This is a genomic window from Streptomyces sp. NPDC007901, assembly GCF_042959465.1.
Lineage (GTDB): Bacteria > Actinomycetota > Actinomycetes > Streptomycetales > Streptomycetaceae > Streptomyces.
This window is the reverse complement of the sequence record NZ_JBIBKW010000007.1, coordinates 319,646-333,764: the sequence shown is the minus strand read 5'-3', so window position 1 is coordinate 333,764 and position 14,119 is coordinate 319,646. Positions and strand designations below refer to the sequence as shown.

The following is a 14,119-nucleotide window of genomic DNA, read 5'->3' as shown; positions in this document are numbered from 1 at the left end:
GCAGGTCATCGCGCTGATGCGGTCCGAGTCACCCGTTTGGCTCAGCCGGACCGGGTAGGCTCGACATTCAATACCTGTACCGCATCCGCCCGCACCTGTTGAGGAGTACCAAGGGATGACGCCCGGCGACAACGGCGCGAGCACGCCCGAGGACGACGACCCGTTCGGCTACCTGTACGCCGACGGTCAGGCCCGAGGGGCCCAGCCGCCGTCCGGCTCCGGTGGTTACGGCTACCCGAACGCCGTCAGCAGAGTGCGCCCGGTCGGCGAGCGCACGTACGGCGGCCAGCAGCAGGCACCGCAGGCGCAGTACAACGGCCAGACCATCCCCCAGCAGCAGCCCGGCGCCGGCTACGGCCAGCCGCCGTCCGCGGCCTACCAGGCCCCGGAGACCTTCCCGGGCGGCGCCCCCACCACCCGCCAGGCCCCCCCGAACCCCGGCCGCGGCCGGGGCCCCAACACCAAGGGCCTCCTCATCGGCGCCATCGCCGTCGTCGCCGCCGTCGTCATCGGCATCAGCGTCGCCATGATGAACGGCAACGGCGACGACAACAAGGCCGGCAGCGACGTCTCCACGTCCCCGACCCAGTCGGCGAGCGCCTCCCCGAGCCCGCCCAGCACCAGCTCGGCGTCCTCGTCGGGTGACATCGCGCCGGTCGACGCCAAGGCCCTCCGCCTGGACGGCGGCGCCACCCTCGCCTCGGACGTCCAGGGCGCCCAGGCCGACGGTGGCATCTACGTCACCAACCTCAACCAGACCGGCGCCGGCGTCACCTGGACGGTCAACGGCATCCCGTCGGACGGCCTCTACACCGTGTTCGCGCACTACAGCGCGGTCACGGACAGCACGATGACGCTGAAGATCAACGGCAAGGAGTTCGGCAGCAAGTTCCCGCTGGACAACTACACGCACCAGAGCGACCCGGCCAAGGCCTGGACGACCAGCTACACCTACCCCACCCTCACCAAGGGCACCAACACGATCTCCCTGTCCTGCGAGAGCGGCGACAGTTGCGACATCCTGCTGGACCAGCTGTGGGTGAAGCAGGGCAAGCACACGAACAAGAGCTAGGCGGCCGTCGTCCCGCCCGTCACCGCGACCTGGCCCAGCAGCTTCTCGTAGGCCGCGCGGTCGAACTCGCCCGCTGCCGGGGCCCGTACGGTCGCCGCCGACAGGGCCACCGAGCGGGTCAGGCGGTCCGGCCAGGGGAGTTGTTCCACGAGGCCGGAGAGCAGGCCGGCGACTGCTGAATCTCCCGCGCCGGTGGGGTTGCCGTGTTCGCGGCCGGGCGGGACCGCGTGCCAGCGGCCCTCCGGGGTGAGCGCCAGCAGGCCCTGCGGGCCGAGCGAGGCGACGACCGTCCTCGCCCCGCGTCGGCGGGCGTCCTGGGTGGCGCGGGACGGGTCGTGGGAGCCGGTGAGCTCGGCGAGTTCGTCGGTGTTCGGCTTGACCAGGTCCGGGCGGGCCGCCACCCCGCGCCGCAGCGGCTCCCCGCTGGTGTCGAGGAGGACCGGAACCCCGGCGGACCGGGCGGCCTTTATCAGCCCGGCGTACGCCCCCACCGGCACCCCAGGCGGCAGGCTCCCGCACAGCGCCACCGCCGAGGCGTCGGGCAGCAGTTCCTCGTAGTGGTCGAGGAAGGCACCCCACTCGGCGGGCGCTATCTGCGGACCCGGCTCGTTCAACTGGGTCGTGTCACCCGTCCGTTCGTCCACGACGGCGATCGTGCGACGGGTCGCCCCGGCCACCGGCAGCAGCGCGTCCACCACCCCCGCCGTCCCGGCCAGCAGCTCCCGCACCGCCCGTCCCGTGGCCCCGCCCGCGAACCCGGTCACCGTCGCCTGGTGCCCGAGCGCGGCCAGCACCCGGGCCACGTTCACGCCCTTGCCGCCCGGCCGTTCGGCCACCGCCGAGACGCGGTGCGAGGCGTGCGGGCGCAGGGCGCCGACCCGGTACGTGATGTCCAGAGCGGTGTTCAGCGTGACGGTGAGGATCACCGGGCGACCTCCCTCGCATATGCCCGTGCCATCCACTGGGGGGCTCGATCATGCCAAAGAGACGGCGACCGGCCTAGGGTCGCCGTCTCTCAAGGGGAGCGCACATCAGGGAAGTTCAGGCAGTTCGGTCAGCTCGGGCAGTTCCGGTACGACCACCCACGCGCCCTTGCGCATCACGCCCTTCAGCGTGAAGTCCGCGTCCAGGAGCAGCAGGTCGGCGTCCTTGCCGGGCTCCAGGGAGCCGACGCGGTCGTACAGGCCCAGCAGCCGGGCCGGGTTGGCGGACAGCGCGGCGACGGCGTGCTCGACAGGGAGCCGGTCGACGGTCACCGCCCGCCGCAGCGCGCGGTCCAGCGTCAGCGTGGAGCCGGCGATGGCACCGCTGTCCACGAGCCGGGCGACCCCGTCGGTGACCTCCACCTCCAGCGGGCCCAGCAGATAACGGCCGTCGCCGAAACCGGCCGCGTCCATCGCGTCCGTGATGAACGCGACGCGGCCGGGGCCCGCGTGATGGAACGCCAATTGCAGCGCGGCCGGGTGGAGATGCGTGCCGTCGTCGATCAGCTCGACCGTCACCCGCTCGTCCTCCAGGAGCGCGGCGATCGGGCCGGGAGCGCGGTGGCCGATCTGCGGCATCGCGTTGAAGAGGTGCGTGGCGACCGTGGCGCCCGCGTCGATCGCCTCCACCGTCTGCTCGTACGTCGCGTCCGTGTGGCCGACGGCGGCGATCACACCGTGCTCGGCGAGGAGTCGTACCGACTCGATGCCGCCCGGGAGTTCGGTGGCCAGCGTGACCATCTTCGCGTGGCCGCGCGCCGCGTCGATCAGCTTGCGGACCTCCGCCGGGTCCGGGTCGCGCAGCAGCGCCTCGGAGTGGGCGCCCTTGCGGCACGGGGAGATGAACGGGCCCTCGAAGTGGACACCGGCGATCTCGCCCTGCTCGGCGAGCTCGGAGAGGAGGCCGGCCTGGCGGGCGAGGACGTCCATGTCGTCGGTGACGGTGGAGGCGACGAGGGTGGTGGTGCCGTGCAGGCGGTGGGTGTGGACGCCGGTGAGGATCTGCTCCGCGGTGCCCGAGCTGAAGGAGGCTCCGCCGCCGCCGTGGTTGTGGATGTCCACGAAGCCGGGCAGGAGCCAGTGGCCGGTGGCGTCGATGACCTGGGCGTTCTTGGGGGCGTCGGCGGTGATTTTCGTGCCGCCGACGACCACTCGACCCTTGTCGACCACTCCGGTCGGGAGGACTGTTCGGGCTCCGTCGAGGACCAGACCGTACGTTCCGGGCTGCGGGTGCGCCGTGGCTGGTCGCGCAGTTCCCCGCGCCCCTGAAGGGGCGCTGTGGTCGGGCTCTTTCGCAGCCATCAGGGCGTTACCTCCGCAGTAGTGGTCGTAGTCGACAAGTCCTGGGCGAGCAGGCCCGCCCCCAGACAGCCGGCCGTGTCTCCCAGTTCGGCCGGGACGATGGCCGGGAGTTTCTGGAACGTGACCCGGGCGCGCACCGCGTCCCGGACCGGCTCGAACAGCACGTCCCCCGCCTCCGCCAGGCCGCCGCCGATGATGAGGACGCGGGGGTCGAGGAGGGTGAGGGCCGTCACCAGGCCGTCGGCCAGGGCGTCCACGGCCTCCCCCCACACCCGGACGGCGTTCGGGTCGCCGGACGTGACGGCCTTTGCGCAGTCCGCCGCGTCCGCGTCGGGGTCTCCGCAGGCCTTCGCCCACGCCTCGCTCACCGCGGCGGCCGACGCGTACCGCTCCAGGCAGCCGCGCTGACCGCAGGGACAGGGCGCGCCCCGTGGTCGTACGACGATGTGGCCGATCTCGCCCGCGAAGCCGTGCGCGCCCGACTCCACCCGGCCGTCCAGGCCGAAGCCGCCCGCGATGCCGGTGCCGAGGGCGACGAAGAAGAAGCGGTCCGCTCCCCGGCCCGCGCCGAGCCGCCCCTCGGCCAGGCCGCCGGTGCGCACGTCGTGGCCGAGGGCGACGGGGATGCCGAGGCGGTCGGCGAGGAGGGCGCGCAGCGGGACGTCGCGCCAGCCGAGGTTGGCGGCGTAGACGGCGATGCCTGCCCGCTCGTCGACGATGCCCGGTACCGCGACTCCTGCGGCGGCGGGTGGCTCGCCGAGGTGCTGTTCGCCGTAGGACCGCAGCTCGGCGGCGAAGTCGAGGATGGCGGCGACGACGGCGTCCGGGCCGCGTTCGCGGCCGGTCGCCCGGCGGTTCTGGTGGAGCAGCTCGCCGTCCGGGCCGACCAGCGCGGCCTTCATTCCGGTGCCGCCCACGTCCAGGGCGATGACATGTCTCACGGGAACAGTGTGGCCCGCCGACCCGCAAGAGGTCTAGTCCACTTACGTGGTGTAGACCTTATGGGTCCATATATTGAACGGCGAGACAGTTGGGTCGAGGTAGTGCGGGTGCGGCGGCGTAGGGCAGGAATGATCGCGGTGGTGTCCACCTTGGGCATGACGGTGGTTCTCGGTGGCTGTGGGGCGACGGGTTCCTCGGACGTCACCCTCAGACTCGTCGCGGCCGACTACGGCGACTCCGCCGCCAACAGCTCCCAGAAGTACTGGGACAAGCTGGCCAGGGCGTACGAGGCCCAGCACTCCGGCGTGAAGATCGACGTCACCGTCTACTCGTGGAACGACGTCGACCGCAAGGTCAAGGACATGGTCGCCGCCGGCAAGGCCCCCGACCTGGCGCAGATCGGCTCGTACGCCGACTACGCGGCCGCCGGCAAGCTGTACGAGGCCGGTGACCTGCTCTCCATCCCGGTCCAGGCCGACTTCCCGTCCCAGCTGGCCGAGGCGGGCCAGTGGAACCACGCCCAGTACGGCATCCCCTTCGCCGCCTCCACGCGCGTCCTCTTCTACAACAAGACGCTCTTCTCCGAGGCCGGCATCACCACCCCGCCCACCACCTGGACCGAGCTCGCGGCCGACGCGAAGGCGCTCAAGGCGAACGGTGTGAAGTACCCGTACGCGCTGCCGCTCGGCCCCGAGGAGGCCCAGGCGGAGACCATGCAGTGGCTGCTCAGCGGCGGCAGCGGCTACACCGACGACACCGGCACCTACACGATCAACTCCTCGCAGAACGTCGACACCCTCACCTGGCTCAAGGACGAACTGGTCGGCAAGGGCCTGACCGGTCCGACGGCGCCCGGCCGGCTGAACCGCGCGACGGCGTTCGCCGCCTTCGCCGACGGTCAGGTCGGCATGGTCAACGGCCACCCCACGCTCATCCAGCAGGCCGAGAAGAAGGGCGTGAAGTTCGGCACCGTCGCGATGCCCGCCCGGGCCGGGCAGTCCACCAGCACCGCCTCCATGGGCGTCGCCGACTGGATGGCGGCCTTCAAGCAGAACGGCCACGCGGACCAGGTCGGTGACTTCCTCGACTACGTCTACAGCGAGAAGAACGTCCTCTCCTTCTCCCGCGAGTACGGCCTGCTGCCCGTCACCACCTCCGCGTCCCAGGCGATGACCGACTCCACGCAGCCGCAGGACAAGCAGCTGCGCCCCTTCCTCGAACAGCTCCCGACCTCCGAGCTGTACCCGGCGGGCAAGACGTCCTGGGCCGCCATCAGCGCCGACATCAAGAAGCAGATAGGCACCGCGGTCACCTCGACGGGCAACCCGACGACCGTCCTCACCCGGCTCCAGGCGGAGGCGGCGCTGGCCGACAGCCGTACGCGCACGGGCTGAGCGCTACCGTTCTCGGCATGGACCGGCAAGAACTGGACCCGCGCGAGCAGGCCATCCTCGCCCTGGAACGCCGGGGCTTCCCCAGCCCCGGCGCGAAGGAGCGGGCGATACGCGAGGAACTCGACCTGGCTCCCGTCCGCTACTACCAGCTCCTCAACACCCTCCTCGACGACGAGCGCGCACTGGCCCTCGACCCCGTGACGGTGAACCGACTGCGGAGGGTGCGGGAGGCTCGGCGAGGGGAGCGGTGAGTGATCTGCGGGCCGGTGGGGGCTGGTCGCGCCCACGCGGCGGAGCCGCATATGGACGCAGCCCCGCGCCCCTGGAGGGGCGCTTGGATACTGTCGGGTGCATGGGAACCCACATCACGGAACCCCTTCCGACGCCTCGCACCCCGGCCGGCCGTGAAGGCCTCGCCGCCCTCCTGGCGCAGCCGCGCACTGCGCTGATCGGCCTCGACTTCGACGGAACCCTGGCCCCGATCGTCGCCGACCCCGAGCAGGCGCGGGCCCACCCGGACGCCGTGCCGGTGCTGGCCGCGCTCGCGCCGAAGGTGGCCGCGGTCGCCGTGATCACCGGCCGGCCGGCCGAGGTGGCCGTCCGTTACGGCGGCTTCGCGGGCGTGCCCGGTCTGGAGCACCTCGTCGTCCTCGGCCACTACGGCGCCGAACGCTGGGAAGCGGCCACCGGCGAGATCACCGCCCCGCCGCCCCACCCCGGCATCGCCGCCGCCCGCGCCGAACTCCCCGCCCTCCTGGACCGGGCCGGCGCCGCGCACGGCACCTGGATCGAGGAGAAGGGCTTCGCCGTCGCGGTCCACACCCGCCGCGCCGACGACCCCCAGGCCACCTTCGACCTCCTCCGCGCCCCCCTGACCGACCTGGCCACCCGCCACGCCCTGATCGTCGAACCGGGCCGCCTGGTCCTGGAGCTCCGTCCCCCGGGCATGGACAAGGGCGTGGCCCTGCGCGAGTACGCGAGGGAGATCGGCGCGGAATCGGTCCTCTATGTCGGCGACGACCTCGGCGACATCCCCGCCTTCGCCGCCGTCGAGAAACTCCGCGAGCAGGGCGTCCCCGGCGTACTCGTGTGCAGCGGCAGCGAGGAGGTCACCGAGCTGGCGGACCGGGCGGACGTGGTCGTGGACGGCCCGGAGGGAGTAGTACGGCTACTGGGCCAGACGGTCGCCTACAGCGCCCCGTAAGCCCGGTAAGGGGGGCGGGGCTGTATCGATGTGCGGCTCCGCCGCGTGGGCGCGACCCGCCCCCACCGGCCCGCAGCCGACGAACTACGAACTCACCCGCCCAACGCCTCCAACTGCTCCAGAAACCAAGCCGCCGGCGGCAACCCCGTCGCCGCCTCCGCCAATCTCTTGCAGCGCTCCGCCCGCTCCTCCACCGGCATGGCCAGCGCCAGCGCCAACGCGGCGGCCGTCCCCCCGATGTCGTACGGGTTCACGACCACCGCGTCCTCGCCCAGCTCCTCGTACGCCCCCGCCTCCCGCGAGAGCACCAGCACGCACCCCTCGTCCGACACCACCGGGATCTCTTTCGCCACCAGGTTCATGCCGTCCCGGATCGGGTTCACCAGGGCGACGTCGGCCAGCCGGTACGCCGCCAGGGAGCGGGCGAAGTCGTCCTTGACATGCAGCACGACCGGCGTCCAACCCGGCGTCCCGTACACCGAGTTGATGTCGTCGGCGACCCGCTGCACCTCGGCCGTGTAGTCGCGGTACACGGCGAGGTCCTGCCGGGACGGGTACGCGAACGCGACGTGCACCACCCGCTCCCGCCACTCGGGGTGGTCGTCGAGCAGCTGCCGGTAGGCCAGCAGTCCGCGCACGATGTTCTTCGACAGCTCGGTCCGGTCGACCCGGACAATGGTCCTGCGGCCGTCGCCGATCTCCTCCCGCAGGGCGGCCATCCGCTCCTCGACGTCCGGCTCGTGCGACCGCTTCCGCAGGAAGTCCGCGTCGGCGCCCAGCCCGTGCACCCCGATCCGGGTGCCGCCCGAGGAGGGGTCCGCCGCCGGGATCCCGGGGCCCAGCACGGCGTGGCAGCAGTCGACGAACGCGTCCGCCCACCGCCGGGTGAGGAACGCCGCGTGGTCGGCGCCCAGGATCCCGCTCAGCAGCTCGGCGGCGATGTCGTCGGGGAGGAGCCGGAAGTAGTCCGGCGGCGCCCAGGGGGTGTGGGAGAAATGGCCGATTCGCAGGTCCGGGCGCAGGCGGCGCAGCATCCGCGGGGCCAGCGCCAGGTGGTAGTCCTGGATGACGACCGCGGCGCCCTCGCCCGCCTCCTGGGCCAGCGCCTCGGCGAACGCCCGGTTGTAGGCCTGGTACGACGCCCACTGGCGCCGGAACTCCGCGTCGAAGACCGGCTCCAGCGGGGTCTGGTAGAGCATGTGGTGGACGAACCACAGCACCGAGTTCGCGATGCCGTTGTACGCGCCGGAGAACACCTCCGCGTCGATGTCGAGCATCCGGACCCGCTGGCCCCCGGTGTCCGCCACCGGCAGCCGGCCGCCGGCGGTTCGGCGCACCGCCTCGCGGTCCCCGTCGCTCAGCGCCGCGCACACCCACACCGCGTTCGCGTCCGGGCCGATCGCCGACAGGCCGGAGACCAGCCCGCCGCCGCCCCGCTTGGCGTGCAGCGCGCTGCCTTCGCGCATCTCGTACGAAACCGGGCCGCGGTTGGACGCGACCAGCACCTCAGCACCGCCGGTGGAAGCCATACGCCTCAACCTAGCCCGGCCCGTAAACGCTCAAACGTACGGCTACACCCGACCGGTGGCCGTATACGGAACGCGCGTCGAACCCGTCGAAGTCACGCCACTTTGCGTTCGGCGTACTCCGCGATCTCCGACATCGGCGGCCGTTCCTCCGTGTCCACGGAGTACGTGCGCGGCTCGAAGCCGTCCTCGCTCCGTTCGAACTGGGTCAGGGACGGGCGGATCAGATGGCCGCGGGCCAGCCGCAGCTGGGCGGTGCGGTAGATCGCGGCGGACATCCGGCCGAGGGCCTGGCCGTCCTGGTGGCGGTGTTTGCGGACCCCCACGTCCACCTGGGCGAGGGCGTCCAGGCCGACCAGGTGCAGGGCGTCGACCAGCATGCCCAGCTCCACGCCGTAGCCGACCGGGAAGGGGAGCTGTTCCAGGAGCGAGCGGCGGGCCGCGTACTCGCCGCCCAGCGGCTGCACGAACCCGGCCAGCTGCGGCCAGTGCATGTTCAGCAGCGGGCGGGCCATCAGCTCGGTCACCCGGCCGCCCTGCCCGGCCGCGCCGGCGAGCGGGCGGTCGTACATCGCCTTGACCAGGTCCACCCCGGGGTCGGTCAGCAGCGGGCCGACGATCCCGGAGACGAAGTCGGAGGAGAAGTCCCTCAGGTCCGCGTCGATGAAGCAGACGATGTCCCCGGTGGTGACCAGCAGGGAGCGCCAGAGGACCTCGCCCTTGCCGGGGACGGCGGGGATGCGGGGGAGGATCGTGTCGCGGTGGACGACCCGGGCGCCCGCTGCCGCGGCCACCGCCGCCGTGCGGTCGGTGGAGCCGGAGTCGACGACCACGATCTCGTCGACGAGCGGCGCCTGCTGCATCAGGTCGTGGCGGATGATCGCGACGATGTCACCGACGGTCTCCTCCTCGTTGAGCGCGGGCAGCACGACGGAGACCGACTGACCCGTCCGCTGCTTGGCGCCGAGTATCCGGTGCAGGGGGCGGTCGTTCAGGGACCAGGAGCGGGTGGCCAGCCAGCGCTCGACTTCTTCCAGCACAGTCAGCGGCTCCTCACTGTCACGATCACACCGCGCGGTGTGATCCATCTCGCGGTTCGGACGACTATCTCAACTGTCCTGGCCTTCGGTTACAGTCTTGAACAACGCCGATGACCATCGCATGTCGTACGGTCACCGTGCGTCGACAACCGAATACAGCTCATCCAGAGGGGCAGAGGGATACGGCCCGATGAAGCCCCGGCAACCCTCCAGTCGGTACTCGTCTTCCATGGCGTGGCTCCCGGCTAGGGAAGGTGCCAAATCCGTCTCACGGCGAGATGCGTCGTGAGGAAGATGAGGAGAAAGGGCCTCGCCTCACATGGCTGCGCAGACTGTTGCAACCGATTCCCCGAAGACCGTCGACCTGGGCCCCGCCACGGCACTGTCCTGCCGCGAGTGCGGCCACCGGGTGCCGCTCGGCCCGGTGTTCGCCTGCGAGGAGTGTTTCGGCCCGCTCGAGATCGCGTACGACTACTCGGCCTACGACACCGAGGAGCTGCGGAAGCAGATCGAGGCGGGACCCGCGAACATCTGGCGTTACGCCCCGCTGCTGCCGGTCCCGGCCGACGTGGCGACCAAGCCCAACATCAACCCCGGCTGGACCAAGCTCGTCCAGGCCGACAACCTGGCCAAGGAGCTGGGTGTCACCGGCGGCCTGTACGTGAAGGACGACTCCGGCAACCCGACGCACTCCTTCAAGGACCGCGTCGTCGCCCAGGCCGTCGAGGCCGCCCGCGCCTTCGGCTACACCACCCTCTCCTGCTCCTCCACCGGCAACCTGGCCGGCGCGGTCGGCGCCGCCGCCGCCCGGGCCGGCTTCCGCTCCTGCGTGTTCATCCCGCACGACCTGGAGCAGGGCAAGGTCGTCATGGCCGCGATCTACGGCGGCGAGCTCGTCGGCATCGAGGGCAACTACGACGACGTGAACCGCTTCTGCTCCGAGCTGATCGGCGACCCGGCCGGCGAGGGCTGGGGCTTCGTCAACGTCAACCTGCGGCCGTACTACGCGGAGGGCTCGAAGACCCTGGCGTACGAGATCTGCGAGCAGCTCGGCTGGCAGCTCCCGGACCAGCTGGTCATCCCGATCGCCTCCGGCTCGCAGCTCACCAAGGTCGACAAGGGGCTGCAGGAGCTGATCAAGCTCGGGCTCGTCGAGGACAAGCCGTACAAGATCTTCGGTGCGCAGGCCGAGGGCTGCTCGCCGGTGTCGGTGGCCTTCAAGGGCGGCCACGACGTGGTGCGGCCGCAGAAGCCGAACACCATCGCCAAGTCCCTCGCCATCGGCAACCCGGCCGACGGTCCCTACGTCCTCGACATCGCCCGTCGTACGGGTGGTGCGGTGGAGGACGTCACCGACGAGCAGGTCGTCGACGCGATCAAGCTGCTCGCGCGGACCGAGGGGATCTTCGCGGAGACCGCCGGCGGAGTGACGGTTGGAGTCACCAAGAAGCTCATTGAGAATGGGCTCATCGATCCCTCGAAGTCGGTCGTTGTACTCAACACCGGTGATGGGCTGAAGACGCTGGACGCGGTGGCGGGTACGGGTCTTACCGCGACCATTCGCCCGAATCTCGAGTCTTTCCACGAGGCCGGGCTCGCCTGAGTCCCCGAGAAATAGGGCGCTGCCCTGACCGGAGGTTTAAAGCCGTGAGCGTCACTGTTCGCATCCCCACCATCCTGCGCACCTACACCGGTGGCCAGGCCGAAGTCAGTGCCGAAGGTGCCACCCTCGGCGAGGTCCTCACCGACCTGGAGAAGAACCACACGGGAATCGCCGCCCGCGTTCTCGACGACCAGGGCAAGCTGCGCCGGTTCGTCAATGTGTACGTCAATGACGACGACGTGCGCTTCGAGCAGGGACTGGAGACCGCCACCCCGGACGGGGTCGGCGTCTCCATCATCCCGGCCGTCGCGGGCGGCTGACCGATTCCGCTGCCCCGCTGACCTGCTGACCTGATGGCCGTATGACCGAACATTACCTTCGGTAATACCCATCACCGAGTGTTCATCTGATTGCCCCCTCCGTGAGAGAAGCGGAGGGGGCAATTCTGTGTGGTTGAGCGCGGTAGAGTTGGGGAACGCGGTCCCGATCTCCAGGTCGGGAGCCCCGTATTCGATACCGCGAGCCCGACAAGAAGTGGCCAAAGTGTGCGGGTTCTTTGCGGCTTTTGCGGCTTATCTGGGGCCCGACTTGCCCTGAATTCGGCCGAATTCTTGCTACATTCCGGACCCTTCCCGTCCAGAATTCTCGTCCGATTGACCTGTTGCAGACGGCAGTTGGACAGATACATTCAGCCGCGGTCGACGCGTTCCGGCGCACGCCCCCAACCATTGGGGGGTGAGGTCTGACCCGGATCCGCGAAGTGTGGATCTGTGCAAGGGCCAGTAATAGGGGAGTTAGGCATGGCTCAGGGCACCGTCAAGTGGTTCAACGCGGAGAAGGGGTACGGCTTCATCGCGGTCGACGGTGGTGCGGATGTTTTCGTCCACTACAGCGCGATCCAGATGGACGGGTACCGCACCCTGGAAGAGGGTCAGCGAGTCGATTTCGAGATCTCGCAGGGCCAGAAGGGGCCGCAGGCGGACATGGTCCGGCTGGCGACCGGCTGAAGCACGCGCCGACTGACAGCGACGTTCTTCTGTACATCTTCGAAGGGCTCGTGCCTCCCGGGGTACGGGCCCTTCGGCATGCCCCGGGCCCGTCCGCGCCCCGCCCGTGCCCGCCCGGGTTCCTCCCTCCAGTCCCCGGGAGGCGCTTGCACTCGCCTACCCCGAGTGCTAATCATTGGCGTTAGCACTCTGAAGGTGAGAGTGACAAAGAAGGACCGGGTCGGTGAGGCCCGCGGGCCGGGTGGGGCAAGGAACCCACGGGTCGGCGAGCCGTCCGTCGCGGGCGCGGGCGCGGTCCTGAAGACTCACCCCCAGTCCTGGAGGGACCACTTCACATGGCCAAGATCATCGCGTTCGACGAGGAGGCGCGGCGCGGCCTCGAGCGCGGCATGAACCAGCTCGCGGACGCCGTCAAGGTGACGCTCGGCCCCAAGGGCCGCAACGTCGTCCTCGAGAAGAAGTGGGGCGCCCCCACGATCACCAACGATGGTGTCTCCATCGCCAAGGAGATCGAGCTCGAGGACCCGTACGAGAAGATCGGCGCCGAGCTGGTCAAGGAAGTCGCCAAGAAGACGGACGACGTCGCCGGTGACGGTACGACCACCGCGACCGTGCTCGCCCAGGCCCTGGTCAAGGAAGGCCTGCGCAACGTAGCCGCCGGCGCCAACCCGATGGCCCTCAAGCGCGGTATCGAGAAGGCCGTCGAGGCCGTCTCCGGTGCCCTGCTCGAGCAGGCGAAGGATGTCGAGACCAAGGAGCAGATCGCTTCGACGGCCTCCATCTCCGCCGCCGACACCCAGATCGGCGAGCTCATCGCCGAGGCCATGGACAAGGTCGGCAAGGAAGGCGTCATCACCGTCGAGGAGTCCCAGACCTTCGGTCTGGAGCTGGAGCTCACCGAGGGTATGCGCTTCGACAAGGGCTACATCTCGGCGTACTTCGCCACCGACATGGAGCGTATGGAGGCGTCCCTCGACGACCCGTACATCCTGATCGCCAACTCGAAGATCGGCTCCGTCAAGGACCTGCTCCCGCTCCTGGAGAAGGTCATGCAGTCGGGCAAGCCGCTGCTGATCATCGCCGAGGACGTCGAGGGCGAGGCCCTGTCGACCCTGGTCGTCAACAAGATCCGCGGCACCTTCAAGTCCGTCGCCGTCAAGGCCCCGGGCTTCGGCGACCGCCGCAAGGCGATGCTGAACGACATCGCCATCCTCACCGGCGGCGAGGTCATCTCCGAGGAGGTCGGTCTCAAGCTCGAGAACACGACCCTCGACCTGCTGGGCAAGGCCCGCAAGGTGGTCATCACCAAGGACGAGACCACCATCGTCGACGGCGCCGGCTCCTCCGAGCAGGTGCAGGGCCGGGTCAACCAGATCCGCGCCGAGATCGAGCAGTCCGACTCGGACTACGACCGCGAGAAGCTCCAGGAGCGCCTGGCCAAGCTCGCCGGTGGCGTCGCCGTCATCAAGGCCGGTGCCGCGACCGAGGTCGAGCTCAAGGAGCGCAAGCACCGCATCGAGGACGCCGTCCGCAACGCGAAGGCGGCCGTCGAGGAGGGCATCGTCGCCGGTGGTGGCGTGGCGCTCATCCAGGCCTCCTCCGTCTTCGAGAAGCTGGACCTCGAAGGTGACGAGGCGACCGGCGCCAACGCCGTGAAGCTCGCCCTGGAGGCCCCGCTCAAGCAGATCGCCGTCAACGGTGGTCTCGAGGGTGGCGTCGTCGTCGAGAAGGTCCGCAACCTCCAGGTCGGCCACGGCCTGAACGCCGCGACCGGCGAGTACGTCGACATGATCGCCGAGGGCATCATCGACCCGGCGAAGGTGACCCGCTCTGCCCTGCAGAACGCCGCCTCCATCGCCGCGCTGTTCCTCACCACCGAGGCCGTCATCGCCGACAAGCCGGAGAAGGCCGCCGCGGCCGCCCCGGGCGGCATGCCGGGCGGTGACATGGACTTCTGAGCCTGACGGCTCGGCAGCTCCGACGCAGCACCGAGGGCGGCACCCCTTGCCACACGGCGGGGGGTGCCGCCCTTCGGCGTTCCCGCGC

General features: G+C 70.4%; 13 protein-coding genes and 1 riboswitch. Of the genes, 8 read left to right on the top strand and 5 right to left on the bottom strand.

Translation table 11 applies throughout. From position 1 onward, the window contains the following. The first annotated feature begins 115 nt into the window (after positions 1 to 115). Positions 116 to 1,072 carry a carbohydrate-binding protein gene (locus tag ACFZDK_RS24415; protein ID WP_390975547.1) on the top strand — a complete coding sequence of 319 codons (957 nt, stop codon included), beginning with the start codon at positions 116 to 118 and terminating at the stop codon, positions 1,070 to 1,072. On the opposite strand, the gene ACFZDK_RS24410 is transcribed toward ACFZDK_RS24415, so the two are convergent. The 3 genes from ACFZDK_RS24410 to ACFZDK_RS24400 form a co-directional block, all read right to left on the bottom strand. Beyond that, on the bottom strand, positions 1,069 to 1,998 hold the full coding sequence (locus ACFZDK_RS24410) for a hexose kinase (RefSeq protein WP_390975545.1): 930 nt from the start codon (positions 1,996 to 1,998) through the stop codon (positions 1,069 to 1,071). The genes ACFZDK_RS24415 and ACFZDK_RS24410 overlap by 4 nt on opposite strands. 105 nt (positions 1,999 to 2,103) lie before the next feature. Next, positions 2,104 to 3,357, bottom strand: coding sequence for an N-acetylglucosamine-6-phosphate deacetylase (gene nagA / locus ACFZDK_RS24405; protein WP_390975543.1), 1,254 nt, complete (start codon positions 3,355 to 3,357; stop codon positions 2,104 to 2,106). Further along, positions 3,357 to 4,298: an ROK family protein gene (locus ACFZDK_RS24400; RefSeq protein ID WP_390975542.1), complete on the bottom strand. Its 942-nt coding sequence runs from the start codon at positions 4,296 to 4,298 to the stop codon at positions 3,357 to 3,359. The genes nagA and ACFZDK_RS24400 overlap by 1 nt, the downstream gene beginning before the upstream one ends. Before the next feature lie 129 nt (positions 4,299 to 4,427). Between ACFZDK_RS24400 and ACFZDK_RS24395 the strand changes: the two genes are divergently transcribed. From ACFZDK_RS24395 to otsB, 3 genes are all read left to right on the top strand, one after another. Then, entirely contained in the window at positions 4,428 to 5,693 is a 1,266-nt protein-coding gene (locus tag ACFZDK_RS24395; protein ID WP_390975904.1) for an extracellular solute-binding protein, read from the top strand. 17 nt (positions 5,694 to 5,710) lie between these two features. Beyond that, a complete protein-coding gene (locus ACFZDK_RS24390) occupies positions 5,711 to 5,944 on the top strand; it encodes a DUF3263 domain-containing protein (protein ID WP_390975541.1) in 234 nt (77 codons plus the stop codon). Positions 5,945 to 6,045: 101 nt separating this feature from the next. Then, complete coding sequence (otsB, locus tag ACFZDK_RS24385) at positions 6,046 to 6,897, top strand: trehalose-phosphatase (protein WP_390975540.1); 852 nt, start codon at positions 6,046 to 6,048, stop codon at positions 6,895 to 6,897. Between the two features lie 92 nt (positions 6,898 to 6,989). Here the strand turns inward: otsB and ACFZDK_RS24380 are convergent, their stop codons facing one another. Both ACFZDK_RS24380 and ACFZDK_RS24375 read right to left on the bottom strand, forming a co-directional pair. Continuing rightward, a complete protein-coding gene (locus tag ACFZDK_RS24380) occupies positions 6,990 to 8,426 on the bottom strand; it encodes a trehalose-6-phosphate synthase (protein WP_390975538.1) in 1,437 nt (478 codons plus the stop codon). 92 nt (positions 8,427 to 8,518) lie between these two features. After that, positions 8,519 to 9,463 carry a glucosyl-3-phosphoglycerate synthase gene (locus ACFZDK_RS24375; RefSeq protein WP_390975536.1) on the bottom strand — a complete coding sequence of 315 codons (945 nt, stop codon included), beginning with the start codon at positions 9,461 to 9,463 and terminating at the stop codon, positions 8,519 to 8,521. 157 nt (positions 9,464 to 9,620) lie between these two features. Beyond that, positions 9,621 to 9,764, top strand: a riboswitch (SAM riboswitch). An 18-nt stretch (positions 9,765 to 9,782) separates the two neighbouring features. On the opposite strand from ACFZDK_RS24375, the gene thrC reads away from it, so the two are divergent. The 4 genes from thrC (at position 9,783) to groL (ending at position 14,031) form a co-directional block, all read left to right on the top strand. Then, positions 9,783 to 11,066: a threonine synthase gene (thrC, locus tag ACFZDK_RS24370; protein ID WP_390975534.1), complete on the top strand. Its 1,284-nt coding sequence runs from the start codon at positions 9,783 to 9,785 to the stop codon at positions 11,064 to 11,066. 44 nt (positions 11,067 to 11,110) lie between these two features. Continuing rightward, the gene (locus tag ACFZDK_RS24365; protein ID WP_390975532.1) at positions 11,111 to 11,386 is read left to right on the top strand and encodes a MoaD/ThiS family protein; all 276 of its coding nucleotides are present in this window, start codon (positions 11,111 to 11,113) and stop codon (positions 11,384 to 11,386) included. 480 nt (positions 11,387 to 11,866) lie between these two features. Continuing rightward, positions 11,867 to 12,073 (top strand): cold-shock protein, encoded by a 207-nt coding sequence (locus ACFZDK_RS24360; RefSeq protein WP_007493268.1) that lies wholly within the window; start codon positions 11,867 to 11,869, stop codon positions 12,071 to 12,073. Positions 12,074 to 12,408: 335 nt separating this feature from the next. Beyond that, the gene (gene groL, locus ACFZDK_RS24355; protein ID WP_390975529.1) at positions 12,409 to 14,031 is read left to right on the top strand and encodes a chaperonin GroEL; all 1,623 of its coding nucleotides are present in this window, start codon (positions 12,409 to 12,411) and stop codon (positions 14,029 to 14,031) included. Positions 14,032 to 14,119 lie beyond the last annotated feature (88 nt).

Bases quoted from the DNA above. Each gene is read 5' to 3' on its own strand.
- ACFZDK_RS24415 (WP_390975547.1), top strand. From the start codon at position 116: ATGACGCCCGGCGACAACGGCGCGAGCACGCCCGAGGACGACGACCCG.
- nagA (WP_390975543.1), bottom strand. From the start codon at position 3,357: ATGGCTGCGAAAGAGCCCGACCACAGCGCCCCTTCAGGGGCGCGGGGA.
- ACFZDK_RS24395 (WP_390975904.1), top strand. From the start codon at position 4,428: ATGATCGCGGTGGTGTCCACCTTGGGCATGACGGTGGTTCTCGGTGGC.
- ACFZDK_RS24390 (WP_390975541.1), top strand. From the start codon at position 5,711: ATGGACCGGCAAGAACTGGACCCGCGCGAGCAGGCCATCCTCGCCCTG.
- otsB (WP_390975540.1), top strand. From the start codon at position 6,046: ATGGGAACCCACATCACGGAACCCCTTCCGACGCCTCGCACCCCGGCC.
- ACFZDK_RS24380 (WP_390975538.1), bottom strand. From the start codon at position 8,426: ATGGCTTCCACCGGCGGTGCTGAGGTGCTGGTCGCGTCCAACCGCGGC.
- thrC (WP_390975534.1), top strand. From the start codon at position 9,783: ATGGCTGCGCAGACTGTTGCAACCGATTCCCCGAAGACCGTCGACCTG.
- ACFZDK_RS24360 (WP_007493268.1), top strand. From the start codon at position 11,867: ATGGCTCAGGGCACCGTCAAGTGGTTCAACGCGGAGAAGGGGTACGGC.
- groL (WP_390975529.1), top strand. From the start codon at position 12,409: ATGGCCAAGATCATCGCGTTCGACGAGGAGGCGCGGCGCGGCCTCGAG.